Consider the following 17,521-nt stretch of genomic DNA (forward strand, 5'->3'; position numbering starts at 1 on the left):
GCCTCGCCCCCTTGAAATACCTCGTCTCCTTTCGAACCACGCTGAAAGTTTCTCGCTATCTTTTTCGGGCGCTGGCGCTCCTGATTTGGGTGCTGATCGCACTGTTTTCGGTGTTTTACATCGTCAATGCGTTGCACCAGAAGGAGGCGGAGATCCGCCAGGAGTTTAGTCTCAGCTTCGATCAGTCCCAGCGCTATATTCAGCGAACGTCGGACGTCATGAAGGAGCTCAAGTACATCGCCGAGAACCGTCTGACGGCGGAAAACGGCGTTCTGGCTATGCGCGGACGCGACAGTAAAGCGGATGTCCCCAACTTTGAACCTCTGTTCCCCGACTCTGACTGCTCGGCGATGGGCTCCGCATGGCGGGGTTCGCTGGAGTCGCTGGCCTGGTTTATGCGCTACTGGCGCGATAACTTCTCGGCAGCCTACGACCTTAACCGGGTCTTTCTGATTGGCAGCGAAAACCTCTGCATGGCCGATTTTGGTCTGCGTGAAGTGCCGGTGGACCGCGACAGCGCCCTGAAGACCCTGCATGAGCGGATTGTCAAATACCGTAACGCGCCGCAGGACGAGCGCGGCAATAACCTCTTCTGGATAAGCCAGGGCCCGCGTTCAGGGGTAGGCTACTTCTATGCTCTGACGCCGGTCTATCTCGGCAATCGCCTGCAGGCGATGCTCGGCATTGAGCAGTCTATCCGAATGGAGAACTTTTTCACCCCGGGCAACCTGCCGATGGGCGTTACCATTCTCGATGAAAATGGCCACACCCTGATTTCGCTGGCCGGGCCGGAATCCCGACTGAAGGTCGATCCGCGCTGGATGCAGGAGCGCTCATGGTTTGGCTACAGCGCCGGTTTTCGTGACCTTGTACTGAAAAAAAGCCTGCCGCCTTCGTCCCTGAGCATCGTTTACTCCGTGCCGGTAGATATGGTGCTGGAGCGAATTCGCATGCTGATCCTCAATTCGGTACTGCTGAACGTGCTGGTGGGGATTGCGCTCTTTACCCTTGCGCGCATGTATGAGCGCAAAATCTTTATCCCGGCGGAGGTCGATGCCCAGCGTCTTGAAGAGCACGAGCAGTTCAACCGCAAAATTGTTGCCTCGGCGCCGGTGGGGATCTGTATTCTGCGCACCCTCGACGGGACCAATATCCTCAGTAACGAGCTGGCGCATAACTACCTGAATATGCTCACCCATGAGGACCGGCAGCGGCTGACGCAGATCATCTGCGGACAGCAGGTCAACTTCGTCGACGTGCTGACCAGCAACAACACCAATCTGCAGATTAGCTTTGTCCACTCGCGCTACCGCAATGAGAACGTGGCTATCTGCGTGCTGGTGGATGTCTCCGCGCGCGTCAAAATGGAAGAGTCGCTGCAGGATATGGCCCAGTCCGCTGAACAGGCCAGCCAGTCGAAATCGATGTTCCTTGCCACCGTCAGCCATGAACTGCGTACCCCGCTGTACGGGATTATTGGTAACCTCGATCTGCTGCAGACCAAAGAGCTGCCGCGCGGCGTCGACCGTCTGGTGACGGCGATGAATAACTCCTCCAGCCTGCTGCTGAAAATCATCAGCGATATTCTCGACTTCTCTAAAATTGAGTCCGAACAGCTGAAAATCGAGCCGCGCGAATTCTCGCCGCGCGAAGTGATGAACCATATCAGCGCCAACTATCTGCCGCTGGTGGTGCGTAAACAGCTGGGGCTGTACTGCTTTATCGAGCCGGACGTGCCGCTATCGCTTGAGGGCGATCCGATGCGCCTGCAGCAGGTGATTTCCAACCTGCTTAGCAACGCCATCAAGTTTACCGATATGGGCTGCATTGTGATGCACGTCAGCCGGGCAGGGGACTACCTGAGCATCCGCGTGCGTGACACCGGGGTGGGCATCCCGGCGAAAGAGGTGGTTAAGCTTTTCGATCCCTTCTTCCAGGTGGGAACCGGCGTTCAGCGCAACTTCCAGGGCACCGGGCTGGGGCTGGCGATCTGTGAAAAACTGATCAGCATGATGGACGGCGATATCTCGGTGGATACCGAGCCGGGCATGGGCAGCCAGTTCACTATCCGTATTCCGCTCTATGCCGCACAGTCTCCGGCTAACATGCCGATTGAGGGATTAAGCGATAAACGCTGCTGGTTGGCGGTTAATAACGCCTCGCTGCATGCCTATCTTGAGTCACTGCTGACGTCGCACGGCATCCGGGTGGCGCGCTATGCCGGGCAAACCCCGGACGCGGACGATATGCTCCTGACTGACGATGAGCTGACGCAGCCGTGGCAGGGCAAAGCCGCGGTGATCTTCTGCCGTCGCCATATCGGTATCGCCCTGGAGCGTGCCCACGGCGAGTGGGTGAACAGCGTGGCAGCGCCGCATGAGCTGATTGCCCTGCTGGCGCGCATCTACCGTGTTGAGATGGACAGCGCAGGCGGTAGCACATCGCTGCCGTCGCCAGAGTCGGAGCAGTCCCTGAATGAGGACATGATGATCCTCGTGGTGGATGACCATCCGATTAACCGCCGTCTGCTTGCCGACCAGCTGGGCTCGCTGGGCTATCAGTGTAAAACCGCCAATGACGGCGTGGATGCCCTGAACGTGCTGAGCAAAAACCATATCGACATCGTCCTGAGCGACGTGAACATGCCGAACATGGACGGCTATCGCCTGACCCAGCGCATCCGCCAGCTCGGCCTGACGCTGCCGGTGGTGGGCGTCACCGCCAATGCGCTGGCAGAGGAGAAGCAGCGTTGTCTGGAATCGGGAATGGACAGCTGTCTGTCCAAGCCGGTAACGCTGGACGTGCTGAAACAGACGCTGTCGGTGTATGCCGAGCGGGTGAGGAAAACTCGAGGATAAAAAAAAGCCCATTTATGGGCTTTTTTTGCCCGGCGGCGCTTCGCTTGCGCGGGCCTACGGGCATTGTAGGCCGGGTAAGCAAAGCGCCACCCGGCATTTCACCGATTACTCTTTATCCGCAGGACTCAGCGTGACGGAAGAGAGGTAGTTCAGCAGGGCGATATCGTTCTCAACGCCCAGCTTCATCATTGCAGATTTTTTCTGGCTACTGATGGTCTTGATGCTGCGGTTCAGCTTCTTGGCGATTTCGGTTACCAGGAAACCTTCAGCAAACAGACGCAATACTTCGCTCTCTTTTGGCGACAGGCGTTTGTCGCCGTAACCGCCAGCGCTGATTTTTTCCAGCAGGCGAGAGACGCTTTCCGGGGTGAATTTCTTCCCTTTCTGCAGCGCGGCAAGCGCCTTAGGCAGATCGGTTGGCGCGCCCTGTTTCAGGACAATCCCTTCAATATCGAGATCCAGAACGGCACTTAAAATCGCCGGGTTATTGTTCATGGTCAGCACGATAATCGAAATGCTTGGGAAATGGCGCTTGATGTATTTGATCAGCGTAATCCCGTCACCGTACTTATCTCCAGGCATGGAAAGGTCGGTGATGAGCACGTGCGCATCAAGCTTAGGCAGGTTATTAATCAGTGCTGTGGAGTCTTCAAATTCACCGACTACATTCACCCACTCGATCTGTTCAAGTGATTTGCGAATACCGAACAGTACAATCGGATGGTCATCGGCAATAATTACGTTCATATTGTTCATGTATAGGGCTACCTTGCTACAGCAAGCTTTTGACGTAGGCGTCAATGTCGCTGATGTATTTTTCTATGCTGGCGGCATCTTTCTCACGAATAAGATGTTCCAGCGTTTCACATAATTGCTTGCCTGGAACCAGATTAAGCATGGCAAACACCCCTTTGAGCCGGTGTGCTGTTTGAGCCAGCGCCGCGAAGTCGTTCGCGGCCGACTCAGTATACAACCTCTTAACATCATCTGGTACTGTGTCTACAAAGAGCGAATAATATCCGCTGGCATGAAGTTCAGCATTTCCGTTGCCGCCCAGTGGGGATTCCGGGATCGTTTCCTGCGACAGCTGCTCTTCTATTAGTTGTAGTACAGCTTCCTGCATAGCATTGCTCATATTAAAGTTGACGCGCACCTGGCCGGGGCCAATTTTTCGCACGCCTGGCTCATCATCGCTTAAAAGCAAGCCCGAGGCAGTAAGATTAGACGGATTATCCGTTAAAAAGAGATCATATTCTTGACTTGCCAGCCTTTCGTCCGGGGAAATACAGCTTGCGCCCCAGTTTTCCAGCTGACGAACCACGATATTGCGGATCTCGTTCGAGGTCACGTCCACCATGATCACCACGTCATCCAGCAGGCGTTCATCTTCCTCTGCTTCCTGCGGCGTGGCTGGCATTTTCACGTGCAGGGAGTAGCGGGTGCCCAGCGACTCACGCGCTTTGATATTCAGATGGCCGCCCAGCTTGCGCGCCAGCTGATCGCAGAGCCAGAAGGTGAGGGCGTTGGCTTTGCCATAGTTGTCGCCCTGGGTCTCGTTGAGGAACGGGAAGTGCAGATTGTCGATTTCACTGGCCGTGACCCCCTCGCCGGTATCCAGGATACGGAAGGTAAGGCGGTCGTCGGCCGACTCATCGCTGCTCACTTCGAGAGTAATCTTGCCGATCTGGGTGGTGGTGACCGCGTACTGGATCAGCATCAGCAGAATGCGGCGCAGGGCGTCACGGTCGCCATGACGTTCATCATTCGCGCGCAGCGGGTTGTTAATCAGCAGCTGCAGCCCTTTGCGCTTGATCACCGGCAGCACTTCCGGCACCACTTCATCGATCAGATCCTGAATCGAGAACAGCGACGCATTGCCCTTCCAGGTGTCATTTTCCAGCATATTGGCCAGCTGGATCTCATCCACCAGCCGCACCAGCGTGTCGGCATGAGACGACAGCTGCAGGCTCTCCGGGCTGGATAAATGGGCGGCTTCGCTGGCCAGCGCCTTCAGCGGCAGTTTGAACGCCTCGCCGATATTCTGCATAAACGCCGCGCGGCCTTGCTGGTTTTTCTCGTACAGCCTTTGCGCCTGCTTGAGCTTTTTATTGACCAGCACCTCGCGATCCTGATCGCGAATAATGAAAATCTGCGTGCGCGACGCCACCTGGCTGCGGAACTGACGGATCTCGTACAGTTCGTTATTAATGGTGGCCTGAATTACCCCCTGGTGCTGATCCGCCATGCTGGTGATGTTCTGCAGATTCAGGTGCGGCAGCAGGTGGTCGGCAATTTTGTTACTGATCACCGTCCGGTTGGCTTCCTGATCGTGCACCAGCAGGCCGAGCGGCAGCACGGAGACTATCTCTTCATTCAGCGCGCGCAGGACGCGCAGCTCGTTGCTGGTGCCGGACGCAACGGGGACATCGCTCTGGCGACCCGGCTGCGAGCGGAAGGTGCTGTAACCGAACAGCGCCAACGCCAGCAGACCGATATTAAGCAGCAGCGGCAACAGAATATTTTGCAGGGTATCAAGCAGCAGCGTCCCGAAAGGCACCTGCCAGACCAGGCGCATGCCGGTGGTGTTCAGGGTTGAAGCAATCTCGATTTTCGAACCATTAAAGGAGATAGAGACGCTGTCCGGGCTCTCTTTGTCCGTCGGTGCGCGCAGGTTTTGTACCGTGTTGTCCTGTTCCAGACGGAAGCTGTCGAGCGGCATATCCGGTGGGATCAGATCGTTGATCGGCAGATCGAAGGCCACCACCGTCGCCAGATGGCCTGGCTGATTGAAGGTGGTGCGCAGGGTAAAGTAGTGGCCATTTTGCCAGGCCAGCCGGCGCAGGGAGGAGAAACTTTCGCGCTCGTCCAGGGCGTTAGCCTGCTGCAGCATCTCCGCGCGGCGGGAATCGACAATGTTACCCACCGTAGACTCTTTAAACCCGGAAGAGAGATCCTTAAGCGGCAGGGTGGAGATCAGGATCATGCTGTTGTCCTGACCGTTGAGATAGTACATCGACCAGGGAACCGTCTCCGCGCCCCACAGCGTATCCAGGTAAGTTGACATCCGCTGGGTCATCTCCAGCGTGGCGCTGTCGTGGGAACCGAAGATCAGGGCCTCGGTTTTGCGTCGCGTTTTCTCAAGATAGTAGACGTCCTGTTTCAGGCGCGTCTCCTGCAGCCCTTCCGCAGAGGAGGTGGTTGGGGTCGCCGCGATGTTGTCGTAGATCTGCCAGGTGGCATAGCGCCAGGTGTCGATGCGTTTATGCAGCGCGTGGCTGATATCGACAATCTGGTAGCTGCGGTCTTTGAGCCAGGTATTCACGGCGCTCTGCACCATCACGCCCATGGTCACTAACAGCACAACGATCAGTAGAAGAAAGAAACGCGTAATGCTGCCCGGAAGCAGGGAGAACTTGTTCGCGGTTGTGATATCAGACTGACTCATTGATGTGTTTAATCCGTTATGGCTGCGCTGCAGGCGAGTAGGGCAGTATAAAGCGTAATAATCGAATTTCCAGCCTCACTCTCTCGCATATGCTGACTTTTTCGACGCGTTGCGCAAAACAAACGAACCGCGTTAAATCTGTACGTTCGGATCAATATTGTACAAATAATTGACAATTTCGCGAAAAAATAGCACGAATAAACAAGAAATTAAATCAACCATTCAATTTCTGAGGCTAAAAATAGTACGCGAGGATTTAATTAATAGTCGTTATAGTTTCAGGTGGGTAGCACAAATTATTTGAATTTGCGTAAAGATGAGTAAAAAAAAACCGAATGCATTGCATTCGGTTCAATTCTGGATAAACAGACATTCAAATTTGAATGACGGTAATAAATAAAGTTAATGATGATAGCGAGAGATATTTTATTAGCCGCCCGGATTTTTGTTTTGTCAATCAGTGCTATAATTTATTTTTCTGTAACTTGTTGAATTTAATTGTTTATTTTAACTTTTTGATTATTGGTGCTTTATTTTTTAACTTATTGTGCGGCAAAAAAGTTCCCTCATATTTACAAATTGAAACATCTATACGGCAATATGAAACATCTTAAAAGTTTTCGTATCATATTCTTGTTGGATTATTCTGTATTTTTGCGGAGAATGAACTTGCCGACTGGTTAAGAGGGTTAATCAGTAAGCAGTGGTAATAAAAGACATATAACAGAGGGTTAAAATAATGAAAGTTAAAGTACTGTCCCTCCTGGTGCCAGCACTGCTGGTAGCAGGCGCAGCGAATGCGGCTGAAATTTACAACAAAGACGGCAACAAATTAGATCTCTACGGTAAAGTAGACGGTCTGCACTATTTCTCTGATGACGAAGGCGCTGACGGCGACCAGACCTACATGCGTATCGGCTTCAAAGGCGAAACTCAGGTTAACGATCAGATCACTGGTTACGGTCAGTGGGAATACAACGTTCAGGCTAATGACACAGAAAGCAGCAGCAACCAGTCCTGGACTCGTGTGGCCTTCGCAGGTCTGAAATTCGCTGAAGCAGGTTCTTTCGACTACGGTCGTAACTACGGCGTGATCTACGACGTAACCTCCTGGACCGACGTTCTGCCAGAATTCGGCGGCGACACCTACGGTTCTGACAACTTCATGCAATCCCGTGGTAACGGCGTTGCTACCTACCGTAACCAGGACTTCTTCGGTCTGGTTGATGGCCTGAACTTTGCTCTGCAGTACCAGGGTAAAAACGGCAGCGTCAGCGGCGAGAACGTCGGTGGCCGTAGCCTGCTGAAACAGAACGGTGACGGCTTCGGCGGCTCCCTGACCTACGATCTGGGCGAAGGCTTCAGCGTGGGTGCGGCAGCCTCTTCTTCTAAACGTACCGCAGACCAGAACGGTCCAGGCGTTTATGGCCGTGGCGACCACGCTGAAGTTTACAGCGGCGGCCTGAAATACGATGCGAACAACATCTACCTGGCAGCGCAGTACTCCCAGACCTACAACGCGACCCGTTTCGGTAACTCTCAGAGCGATGCCCCTAACGCAGTTTACGGCTTTGCTAACAAAGCGCAGAACTTCGAAGTGGTTGCACAGTACCAGTTCGACTTCGGTCTGCGTCCATCCGTGGCTTACCTGCAGTCCAAAGGTAAGGACATCGAAGGTAACGGCGACCAGGATCTGCTGAAATATGTTGATGTTGGTGCGACTTACTACTTCAACAAAAACATGTCCACCTACGTTGATTACAAAATCAACCTGCTGGATGACAACGCATTCACCGACCGCGCTGGCATCAGCACCGATGACATCGTAGCGCTGGGTCTGGTTTACCAGTTCTAAGTCTTACGTCGTATTGCGAAAGGGGCCAAATGGCCCCTTTTTTTGGTTTTGCTGTCAGGCCCTTACAAAGCCTGCTTTTTGGTGTACTCTTGCCGGTCTCAGGCTTGAGGATAATAACGAATGGAAATTACTTTTCTGCGTGTCGGCATTCTGGCGACCCTATTTATGCTGTCTGCATGTGATGCCCCAACACCGCCGGTAAAGAGCGAAACCGCCGCCGCAACGGTGCTGGAAGGGAAAACGATGGGCACCTTCTGGCGCGTCAGCGCCATCGATCTCTCCGCTGCCCGGGCAGAAGAGCTGCGCGGCAAGATCCAGTCCCAGCTGGATGGCGATGATCAGCTGATGTCCACCTATAAGAACGACTCGGCGCTGATGCGCTTTAACCAGTCGAAAAGCACTTCACCCTGGCCGGTGAGCGAAGCGATGGCGGATATAGTCACCGAATCGCTGCGGGTGGGCTACAAAACCAACGGCGCGATGGATATTACCGTCGGCCCTCTGGTTAACCTTTGGGGCTTTGGCCCGAACAAGCAGCCGGTACAAATACCCGACCAGGCGCAAATTGACGACGCCCGCGCGCAAACGGGGCTGCAGCATCTGTCGGTGATTAATCAGTCCGGTCAGCAATATCTGCAAAAAGACATTCCCGATCTGTTTGTCGATCTCTCCACGGTGGGTGAGGGCTATGCTGCCGATCACCTGGCGCAGCTGATGGCCGAAGAGGGGATCTCCCGCTATCTGGTCTCTGTGGGCGGGGCGCTGGTCAGCCGGGGCATGAATGCGAGTGATAAGCCCTGGCGCGTGGCGATCCAGAAGCCGACCGACAGGGAGAATGCTGTGCAGGCCATTGTCGATATCAACGGCCACGGCATCAGCACCTCCGGCAGCTACCGCAACTACTATGAGCTGGACGGCAAGCGTATTTCCCACGTGATCGATCCCCAGACCGGCAGTCCGATTACCCATAATCTGGTGTCGGTGACGGTGATCGCCCCGACGGCCCTCGAAGCCGATGCCTGGGATACCGGTCTGATGGTGCTGGGGGCGGAAAAAGCCAAAGAGATCGTGCGGCAGCAAGGGCTGGCGGTCTATATGATCACACGCGAAGGCGAGAGCTTCAAAACCTGGATGTCCCCGCAGTTCGCCAGTTTCCTCGTTAACGGGGCGAATTAAAAAGCAAGGTTGCGGGTTTTTGTCGGCTGGCGCTCAGGCAGGCTATGAGTATGCTTACAGATGGAGCCGATCATGAAAAAGCCAAACCTGAATAATGATGACCAACGCTGGCTGGCGGTGCTGGCCCGCGATCGTCATGCCGACGGTCAGTTCGTCTTTGCCGTACAGACCACCGGTATCTTCTGCCGCCCGTCCTGCCGGGCGCGCCATGCCCTGCGCGAAAATGTCCGCTTTTATGCTGATGCCCGCCACGCTGAACAGGCGGGTTTTCGCCCCTGCAAACGCTGCCGCCCGGATCAAGAGGATCCGCAGGCGCAGCGCGTCGCCACCATCGAAAAAGCCTGCCGGTTACTGGAGCAGGAAGAGCCCCTGACCCTGGAGATGCTGGCGCAGCAGGTGGCGATGAGCCCGTATCATCTTCATCGTCTGTTTAAATCCTCGACCGGCATGACGCCGAAAGGCTGGCAGCAGGCTGCCCGGGCGAAAAGACTCCGCGATGCCCTGGGGCAGGGCGAGAGTATTACCGACTCCGTGCTGGCGGCGGGATTCCCCGGCAGCAGCAGCTACTATCGCAGGGCCGACGCGACCCTGGGGATGACCGCGAAGCAGTACCGCAGCGGCGGGGAAGAGACCACCGTGCGTTACGCCCTGAGCGACTGCACCCTGGGGCGCTGCCTGGTGGCGGAAAGCGGGCGGGGCGTCTGCGCGATTTTGCCCGGCGATGACGATAGCGCCCTGATTGCCGAGCTGGAGACGATGTTTCCTCACGCCCACAGGGAGCAGGCCGATGCCGCCTTTGCCTCGCGCGTCGCCCGGGTGATCGCCAGCATTGACAACCACGCCGTCGCGCTCACGCTGCCGCTGGATATTCGCGGCACCGCCTTTCAGCGCCAGGTCTGGCAGGCCCTGCGCGCCATTCCAGGTGGAGAGACGGCAAGCTATCAGCAGGTGGCCAACGCCATCGGGCATCCCGGCGCGGTGCGTGCCGTGGCCCGGGCCTGTGCCGCCAACAAACTGGCAATCGTTATTCCCTGCCATCGGGTGGTGCGTAGCGACGGCGGGCTCTCGGGCTACCGCTGGGGCACGGCCCGCAAAGCGGCGTTACTGCGCCGCGAAGCCAAAAAAGAGGAGGTGTGATGCTCGATCTTTTTGCCGATGAACAACCCTGGCAGGAGCCGCTGGCGCCCGGGGCGGTGATCCTGCGCCGCTTCGCCCGGGCTGGCGGGCCTGCGTTAATGCAGGCCCTCGACCAGGTGGCAGGCGTCTCGCCGTTTCGCCAGATGGTCACCCCGGGGGGGTACACCATGTCGGTGGCGATGACCAACTGCGGCGGGCTGGGCTGGACCACTAATCAGCGGGGCTACCTCTATTCACCGCTCGACCCGCTCACCGCGGCCCCCTGGCCGCCGATGCCGGAGGCGTTTGCCGCTCTGTGCCATGACGCCGCCTGCGCGGCAGGTTATCCCGAGTTTCAGCCGGATGCCTGTCTTATCAACCGCTACGCCGTCGGGGCGAAGCTCTCCCTGCATCAGGATAAAGATGAAGCGGACCTGCGGGCGCCGATTGTCTCGGTATCGCTGGGCCTGCCCGCCGTATTCCAGTTCGGCGGATTGCGCCGCAACGATCCGCTTAAACGTCTGCTGCTGGAGCATGGCGACGTGGTGGTCTGGGGTGGGCCATCGAGACTGTTTTACCATGGCATTCAGCCTCTTAAACCGGGGACCCATCCGCTTACCGGCGACTATCGCTACAACCTCACCTTCCGCCAGGCAGCGAACAACGAATAAAAATAAGAATTATTCTTGATGTAAGCGGCGAGCAGTTTACACTGCTGGCTGTTTTTTCTTGTCTGGATTGCTCTGCATGGAACTCCTGTTACTGGTCTGGCGTCAATACCGCTGGCCGTTTATCGCGGTGATGGCATTAAGCCTGCTCAGCGCCGCGCTGGGTATCGGGCTTATCGCCTTTATCAACCTGCGTTTAATTGAAACCGTCGACACCACCCTGATGGTACTGCCGGAATTTCTCGGTCTGCTGGTTCTGCTGATGGCCGTCACGCTGGGCTCGCAGCTGGCGCTGACGACGCTGGGTCACCACTTCGTCTACCGCCTGCGCAGCGAGTTCATCAAGCGGATTCTGGATACCCAGGTTGAACGTGTAGAGCAGCTGGGCAGCGCCTCGCTGCTGGCCGGGTTAACCAGCGACGTTCGCTCGATCACCATCGCCTTTGTACGTCTGCCGGAACTGGTGCAGGGGGTCATTCTGACCTTCGGATCGGCGGCCTATCTGGCCTGGCTCTCCACCAAAATGCTGGCGATCACCGCCCTGTGGATTGCGATCACCATCTGGGGCGGCTACCTGCTGGTGTCACGCGTCTACAAACACATGGCGGTACTGCGCGAAACCGAAGACAAGCTCTATAACGACTATCAGACGGTGCTGGAAGGGCGCAAAGAGCTGACCCTCAACCGCGAGCGCGCCGAGCACATCTTCAATAACCTCTATATCCCGGATGCCCGTGAATATCGCCACCACATCGTGCGGGCCGATACCTTCCACCTGAGCGCGGTTAACTGGTCAAATATCATGATGCTGGGGGCGATTGGTCTGGTCTTCTGGATGGCCAACAGCCTCGGCTGGGCGGACACCAACGTCGCCGCCACCTACTCGCTGACGCTGCTGTTCCTGCGCACGCCGCTGCTTTCGGCGGTCGGCGCGCTGCCGACCCTGCTCAGCGCCCAGGTGGCCTTTAACAAGCTGCGCAAGTTTGCGCTTGCGCCGTACCAAGCGGAATTCCCACGCCCGCAGGCATTCCCGAACTGGCAGACGCTGGAGCTGCGCAACGTGACGTTTAAGTACCAGGATAACGACTTCTCCGTCGGGCCGGTGAACTTAACCCTTAACCGCGGCGAACTGCTGTTCCTGATTGGCGGCAACGGCAGCGGAAAATCAACCCTGGCGATGCTCCTGACCGGGCTGTACCAGCCGCAGTCGGGGGAGATCCTGCTGGACGGTAAACCGCTGAGTGCCGAAAAACCGGAAGATTACCGCAAGCTGTTCTCCGCTGTGTTTACCGACGTCTGGCTGTTCGATCAGCTGCTGGGGCCGGAAGGCAGGCAGGCCGATCCGGCGCTGGTGGAAAAATGGCTGGCGCACCTGCAAATGTCGCACAAGCTGGAGCTGCAGGATGGCAAGATCCTCAACCTTAAGCTGTCGAAAGGGCAGAAGAAGCGCGTAGCCCTGCTGCTGGCCCTGGCGGAAGAGCGCGACATCATTCTGCTGGATGAGTGGGCGGCGGATCAGGACCCGCATTTCCGCCGCGAGTTTTATCAGGTGCTGCTCCCGCTGATGCAGCAGATGGGCAAAACCATCTTTGCCATCAGCCATGACGATCACTACTTTATCCATGCCGACCGCCTGCTTGAGATGCGCAGCGGCCAGCTGACGGAACTGACCGGTGCCGAACGTGATGCCGCGTCGCGTGATGCGGTAGCCCGTACCGCATAACCCGCCTGCCCGGTGGCGCTCTGCCGCCGGGTCTGTTTTCCCCGCCTGCTGCTTTTTTATCCTCTCCTCTCATCCGTTTATTAATATTTACACAAGCCCACGCTATGCTTAATGCCAACTCATTTAATGGATTGATAATTGATGTCTGGATTAACGAAAAATAGCGCACGGCTGCGCGATGAAGAGCGTGCGCGCCTGATCTGGCTGATGACCACCGACAAAGCGCTTACCTCCACTCTGCTGGGCAAACTGACCCTGGCTGAGCAATATGATGTCGGGACGTTAGCCGACGATATTGCTGAGGTAGGGGCGCTGGTGGCACATTTGCCGCCGCCCGATCTCGCCGACACCCTTGAAGCGCTGCCCTCGGAAGAGCGCCACGCCCTGTGGCGGCTGGTCGAGGATCACGAGCGCGGGCAGGTGCTGCTGGAGGCCTCCGAAAACGTCTGGGACGATCTGATCGATGAGATGAGCGACCACGCCATTCTCGACGCGGTCCGCACGCTGGACATCGACGACCAGCTCTACCTGGTCCAGCATCTGCCGCGAAACCTGACCGGACGACTGCTGGCCTCGCTGCCGCCTCAGGACCGCGCCCGCGTGCATCAGGTCATGCACTATGAGCAGGACCGCGTCGGCGCGATCATGGAGTTCAGCGTGATCACCGTGCGCCCGGACGTGACCCTGGGCACCGTCCAGCGCTACCTGCGGCGGCTGGGCAAAATGCCGAAGAACACCGACAAGCTGTTTGTCACCGCGCGGGATAAAAGCCTGCTCGGCGAGCTTGAGCTGCAGACCATCCTGCTGAACAGCGCTCAGACCCGCGTCAGCGAGGTGATGGAAACGGAGCCGATGCTCTTCTCCCCGGAAGACGACGCCGAAAAGGCTGCCCGCACCTTTGAGCGTGACAACCTGCTCAGCGCCGGGGTGGTGGACTCGGTGGGTAAGCTGATGGGGCGTCTGACCATCGATGAGATCGTCGACGTGGTCTATAAAGAGACCGACAACGACATGCGCGCCCTTGGGGGATTGAGCGCCGAAGAGGATGTGTACGCCCCGGTGAGCAAGGCGGTGAAAACCCGCTGGGCGTGGCTGGCGATCAACCTCTGTACCGCGTTTATCGCCTCGCGGGTGATCGACGGCTTTGAACACACCATCTCCCAGCTGGTGGCGCTGGCCTCGCTGATGCCTATCGTGGCAGGGATTGGCGGCAACACCGGTAACCAGACCATCACCATGATCGTGCGCGCCCTGGCGCTGCAGCATATTCAGCCGGGCAACTTTACCTTCCTGATCCTGCGCGAACTGGGCGTGGCGCTGATCAACGGCCTGGTGTGGGGCGGGATTATGGGGGGTGTGACCTGGTGGCTGTATGACGATATGGCGCTGGGCGGGGTGATGACCCTGGCGATGGTGCTGAACCTGCTGGTGGCGGCGCTGATGGGGGTAATCATCCCGATGGTAATGACCCGCCTCGGGCGCGACCCCGCAGTGGGGTCGAGCGTGATGATCACCGCCATCACCGATACCGGCGGTTTCTTTATTTTTCTTGGGCTGGCGACGCTGTTTCTGCTGTAGCGGCGCGATGGCGACGCAGGCGGGCAGGGAGGATCGCCATCATGATAATCCCGCCTACCACGCCAATCGCCAGGTTGCCGGTTGAAACGGTGGCCCCGACGGTGACCAGCATCACCAGGGTTTCCGCAACCGGCGCGCCTTTCACCGTGGCAGGGCGAATGCTCTGCCAGTTAAAGGTTTTGATGGCGACAATCGCCATGATCCCCGCCAGCACCGCCATCGGAATTTTAGCCATCACTTCACTCAGGGCGGTCACCAGCAACAGCAGCACCAGCCCGGCGGCAAAGGTCGAGACGCGGCTGCGTCCTTTGCCCATCTCGACGTTAACGATAGTCTGACCGATCATCGCGCAACCGGCGATACCACCGAAGAAGCCCGCCATGATATTCGCCACGCCAAGCCCCATGCTCTCGCGGCGCTTGCTGGACGGGGTTGCCGTCAGCTCATCCACCAGCTTCGCGGTCAGGAGTGATTCCATCAGGCCGACAAAAGCAATACTCAGGGCGCAGGGCCAGATAATGCTCAGGGTGTGCAGATTCAGCGGCACCAGCATCTGGGTGATCCCCGGCAGGCCGCCGCCAATGGAGCCTTCGTCGCCGACGGTCGGCAGCAGCTGGCCGCTGGTCACGGTGTAAATCGTCAGCACCACGATGGCAATCAGCGGGGAAGGAATACTTTTAATGTAGCGGGGGGCCCAGAGCACAATCAGCAGCGTAAGCACAAACAGGCCGACAATCAGCGGGCTTCTGCTCCAGAAATGCGGTACCTGAGCGAAGAAAATCAAAATCCCCAGAGCGTTAACAAACCCGGTCATTACCGCCTGCGGGATAAAGCGCATCAGCCGCGCCATTCCCAGCGCCCCGAACAGGATCTGGATCAGGCCCGCCAGCAGCACCGCCGGCAGAATATACTGCGCGCCATGCTGATGAACCATCGGCCCGATCACCAGCGCCACGGAACCCGCAGCGGCGGTTACCATTGCCGGGCGACCGCCCATTACCGACAGCCCCAGACACAGAACTACCGAAGCGAACAGACTTACTTTCGGGTCGACGCCCGCGACCACGGAGAAGGAGATCACCTCCGGAATCAACGCCAGAGCGGTGATCACACCGGCCAGTATTTCACGTACAAAAAGCGTTGGAGAGCGCAACACAGCGGTTACGCGACTTTCATTGGGCATTAAAGATTGAGACATAGGATTCGCAGGTTTGGGCGGGCTTCCGTGCGCGCGATCACAAAGTGCAGCATAGTAGCCACAAAATGACCGTTTTGCCAGCCGGACACGCCATTCCCATACAAACATTCCACCATTAAATTTCACAATTACAATAATTTCTTAACCTTTAAACAATATTTAAATGTTGTTACCGTGGCGCCGCACTCGACTTCATCTGCATAAATAGCGAACAACGCGTATTACGAAGGCATTAATTATGAAAAAAATGACTGCCCTGCTGCTGGCTGCGGCGGCAAGCCTTAGTGCTGTCTCCACGGCGGCGAAGGCTCAGGCATCGCAAGAGCAGGAAACGGACGTTCTGTTAATCGGCGGCGGGATCATGAGCGCCACCCTCGGAACCTATTTGCAGGAGCTTCAGCCGGACTGGTCCATGACCATGGTTGAACGCCTGGATGGCGTGGCGCAGGAGAGCTCCAACGGCTGGAACAACGCCGGTACCGGTCACTCCGCGTTAATGGAGCTGAACTACACCCCGCAGAAGAAAGACGGCTCCATCAGCATTGAGAAAGCCGTGGAGATCAACGAAGCGTTCCAGATCTCCCGTCAGTTCTGGTCTCACCAGGTGAACAGCGGCGTGCTGCACGATCCGCACAGCTTTATTAATACCGTGCCGCACATGAGCTTTGTCTGGGGCGACGACAACGTTAACTTCCTGCGTGGGCGTTATGCTGCCCTGCAGCAGAGCTCGCTGTTCCGCGGCATGAAGTACTCTGAAGATCACGCTCAGATCAAAGAGTGGGCACCGCTGGTCATGGAAGGGCGCGACCCGAACCAGAAAGTGGCCGCCACCCGTACGGAAATCGGTACCGACGTAAACTACGGCGAAATCACCCGTCAGCTGGTGAGCTCTTTGCAGAAAAAAGAGAACTTCAACCTGTCGCTGAATACCGAAGTGCGCGGCTTTAAGCGTAACGCCGACAACTCCTGGAGCGTGACCGTTGCCGATCTGGCGCACAATGAAGAAGAGCACGTCATCAAGGCGAAGTTTGTCTTTATCGGTGCTGGCGGCGCGGCGCTGAAGCTGCTGCAGGAGACCGGTATTCCGGAAGCGGAAAACTATGCGGGCTTCCCGGTTGGCGGGCAGTTCCTGGTGTCAGAAAACCCGGAGGTGGTGAATCGCCATCTGGCGAAAGTTTACGGTCAGGCCTCCGTGGGCGCGCCGCCGATGTCGGTGCCGCATATCGATACCCGTATTCTTGACGGTAAGCGCGTGGTGCTGTTCGGGCCGTTCGCCACCTTCTCGACCAAATTCCTGAAGAACGGCTCGCTGTGGGATCTGCTCAGCTCCACCACCACCTCGAACGTCGGGCCGATGGTAGATGTGGGTCTGGATAACTTCGATCTGGTGAAATACCTGATTAGCCAGGTGCTGCTCTCCGATGACGATCGCTTTGAAGCGCTGAAAGAGTACTATCCGGATGCGAAGAAAGCGGACTGGCGTCTGTGGCAGGCGGGCCAGCGCGTGCAGATCATCAAGCGTGATGAGGAAAAAGGCGGCGTGCTGCGCCTGGGCACCGAAGTGGTGAGCGATAAAGAGGGCTCCGTGGCCGCGCTGCTGGGCGCATCGCCGGGCGCTTCCACCGCAGCGCCGATCATGCTGCACCTGATGGAAAAAGTGTTCAAAGACAAAGTCGCCAGCCCGGACTGGCAGGCGAAGCTGAAGACCATCATTCCGTCTTACGGCACTTCGCTGAACGGTAATATCGACGCCACCGAGCAGGAGCTGGAGTACACCAGCCGCGTGCTGCAGCTGAAATATGAAAAACCTCAGGCTCCGGATGCGGCGCCTCAGGCTCAGCCGCAGGCGACTTCCCAGCCGGAAAGCAAACCGGTGGCGGATATCGCGCTCTGATGTAAAAAAG

At 57.2% G+C, this 17,521-nt stretch carries 10 protein-coding genes and 1 pseudogene; 8 read left to right on the top strand and 3 right to left on the bottom strand.

Translation table 11 applies throughout. From position 1 onward, the window contains the following. The first annotated feature begins 11 nt into the window (after positions 1-11). Positions 12-2,858: a two-component system sensor histidine kinase RcsC gene (rcsC, locus tag FFB58_RS10980; protein WP_138369881.1), complete on the top strand. Its 2,847-nt coding sequence runs from the start codon at positions 12-14 to the stop codon at positions 2,856-2,858. Positions 2,859-2,963: 105 nt separating this feature from the next. Here the strand turns inward: rcsC and rcsB are convergent, their stop codons facing one another. Further along, positions 2,964-3,614 (bottom strand): response regulator transcription factor RcsB, encoded by a 651-nt coding sequence (rcsB, locus tag FFB58_RS10985; RefSeq protein ID WP_032612710.1) that lies wholly within the window; start codon positions 3,612-3,614, stop codon positions 2,964-2,966. Positions 3,615-3,630: 16 nt separating this feature from the next. After that, the gene (gene rcsD, locus FFB58_RS10990; RefSeq protein ID WP_039031012.1) at positions 3,631-6,303 is read right to left on the bottom strand and encodes a phosphotransferase RcsD; all 2,673 of its coding nucleotides are present in this window, start codon (positions 6,301-6,303) and stop codon (positions 3,631-3,633) included. 739 nt (positions 6,304-7,042) lie between these two features. Here rcsD and FFB58_RS10995 point away from each other — a divergent pair. The 6 genes from FFB58_RS10995 (at position 7,043) to mgtE (ending at position 14,419) form a co-directional block, all read left to right on the top strand. Continuing rightward, on the top strand, positions 7,043-8,158 hold the full coding sequence (locus FFB58_RS10995) for a porin OmpC (RefSeq protein ID WP_138369882.1): 1,116 nt from the start codon (positions 7,043-7,045) through the stop codon (positions 8,156-8,158). Between the two features lie 120 nt (positions 8,159-8,278). Continuing rightward, a complete protein-coding gene (gene apbE, locus FFB58_RS11000; RefSeq protein ID WP_138369883.1) occupies positions 8,279-9,334 on the top strand; it encodes an FAD:protein FMN transferase ApbE in 1,056 nt (351 codons plus the stop codon). 72 nt (positions 9,335-9,406) lie between these two features. Continuing rightward, positions 9,407-10,471: a bifunctional DNA-binding transcriptional regulator/O6-methylguanine-DNA methyltransferase Ada gene (gene ada / locus FFB58_RS11005; RefSeq protein ID WP_138369884.1), complete on the top strand. Its 1,065-nt coding sequence runs from the start codon at positions 9,407-9,409 to the stop codon at positions 10,469-10,471. Continuing rightward, a complete protein-coding gene (gene alkB / locus FFB58_RS11010) occupies positions 10,471-11,121 on the top strand; it encodes a DNA oxidative demethylase AlkB (protein WP_138369885.1) in 651 nt (216 codons plus the stop codon). The genes ada and alkB overlap by 1 nt, the downstream gene beginning before the upstream one ends. Positions 11,122-11,197: 76 nt before the next feature. After that, positions 11,198-12,841: a multidrug ABC transporter permease/ATP-binding protein gene (locus tag FFB58_RS11015; RefSeq protein ID WP_138369886.1), complete on the top strand. Its 1,644-nt coding sequence runs from the start codon at positions 11,198-11,200 to the stop codon at positions 12,839-12,841. A gap of 141 nt (positions 12,842-12,982) precedes the next feature. Further along, positions 12,983-14,419, top strand: a complete 1,437-nt coding sequence (gene mgtE / locus FFB58_RS11020) for a magnesium transporter (protein WP_039031018.1) — start codon at positions 12,983-12,985, stop codon at positions 14,417-14,419. Here mgtE and FFB58_RS11025 read toward each other — a convergent pair. Further along, a pseudogene (locus FFB58_RS11025) lies at positions 14,382-15,670 on the bottom strand (SulP family inorganic anion transporter). The gene mgtE and the pseudogene FFB58_RS11025 overlap by 38 nt on opposite strands. Before the next feature lie 185 nt (positions 15,671-15,855). Here FFB58_RS11025 and mqo point away from each other — a divergent pair. Then, positions 15,856-17,511 carry a malate dehydrogenase (quinone) gene (gene mqo / locus FFB58_RS11030; protein ID WP_138369888.1) on the top strand — a complete coding sequence of 552 codons (1,656 nt, stop codon included), beginning with the start codon at positions 15,856-15,858 and terminating at the stop codon, positions 17,509-17,511. The last annotated feature ends 10 nt before the right edge of the window (positions 17,512-17,521 follow it).

It is taken from the genome of Enterobacter sp. MF024, from assembly GCF_005843915.1.
GTDB classification, from domain to species: domain Bacteria; phylum Pseudomonadota; class Gammaproteobacteria; order Enterobacterales; family Enterobacteriaceae; genus Enterobacter; species Enterobacter barmai.

Excerpts from the sequence above, each read along its gene's own strand:
- mgtE (WP_039031018.1), top strand. The coding sequence starts at position 12,983 with ATGTCTGGATTAACGAAAAATAGCGCACGGCTGCGCGATGAAGAGCGT.
- rcsB (WP_032612710.1), bottom strand. The coding sequence starts at position 3,614 with ATGAACAATATGAACGTAATTATTGCCGATGACCATCCGATTGTACTG.
- mqo (WP_138369888.1), top strand. The coding sequence starts at position 15,856 with ATGAAAAAAATGACTGCCCTGCTGCTGGCTGCGGCGGCAAGCCTTAGT.
- FFB58_RS11015 (WP_138369886.1), top strand. The coding sequence starts at position 11,198 with ATGGAACTCCTGTTACTGGTCTGGCGTCAATACCGCTGGCCGTTTATC.
- ada (WP_138369884.1), top strand. The coding sequence starts at position 9,407 with ATGAAAAAGCCAAACCTGAATAATGATGACCAACGCTGGCTGGCGGTG.
- alkB (WP_138369885.1), top strand. The coding sequence starts at position 10,471 with ATGCTCGATCTTTTTGCCGATGAACAACCCTGGCAGGAGCCGCTGGCG.
- rcsD (WP_039031012.1), bottom strand. The coding sequence starts at position 6,303 with ATGAGTCAGTCTGATATCACAACCGCGAACAAGTTCTCCCTGCTTCCG.
- FFB58_RS10995 (WP_138369882.1), top strand. The coding sequence starts at position 7,043 with ATGAAAGTTAAAGTACTGTCCCTCCTGGTGCCAGCACTGCTGGTAGCA.
- apbE (WP_138369883.1), top strand. The coding sequence starts at position 8,279 with ATGGAAATTACTTTTCTGCGTGTCGGCATTCTGGCGACCCTATTTATG.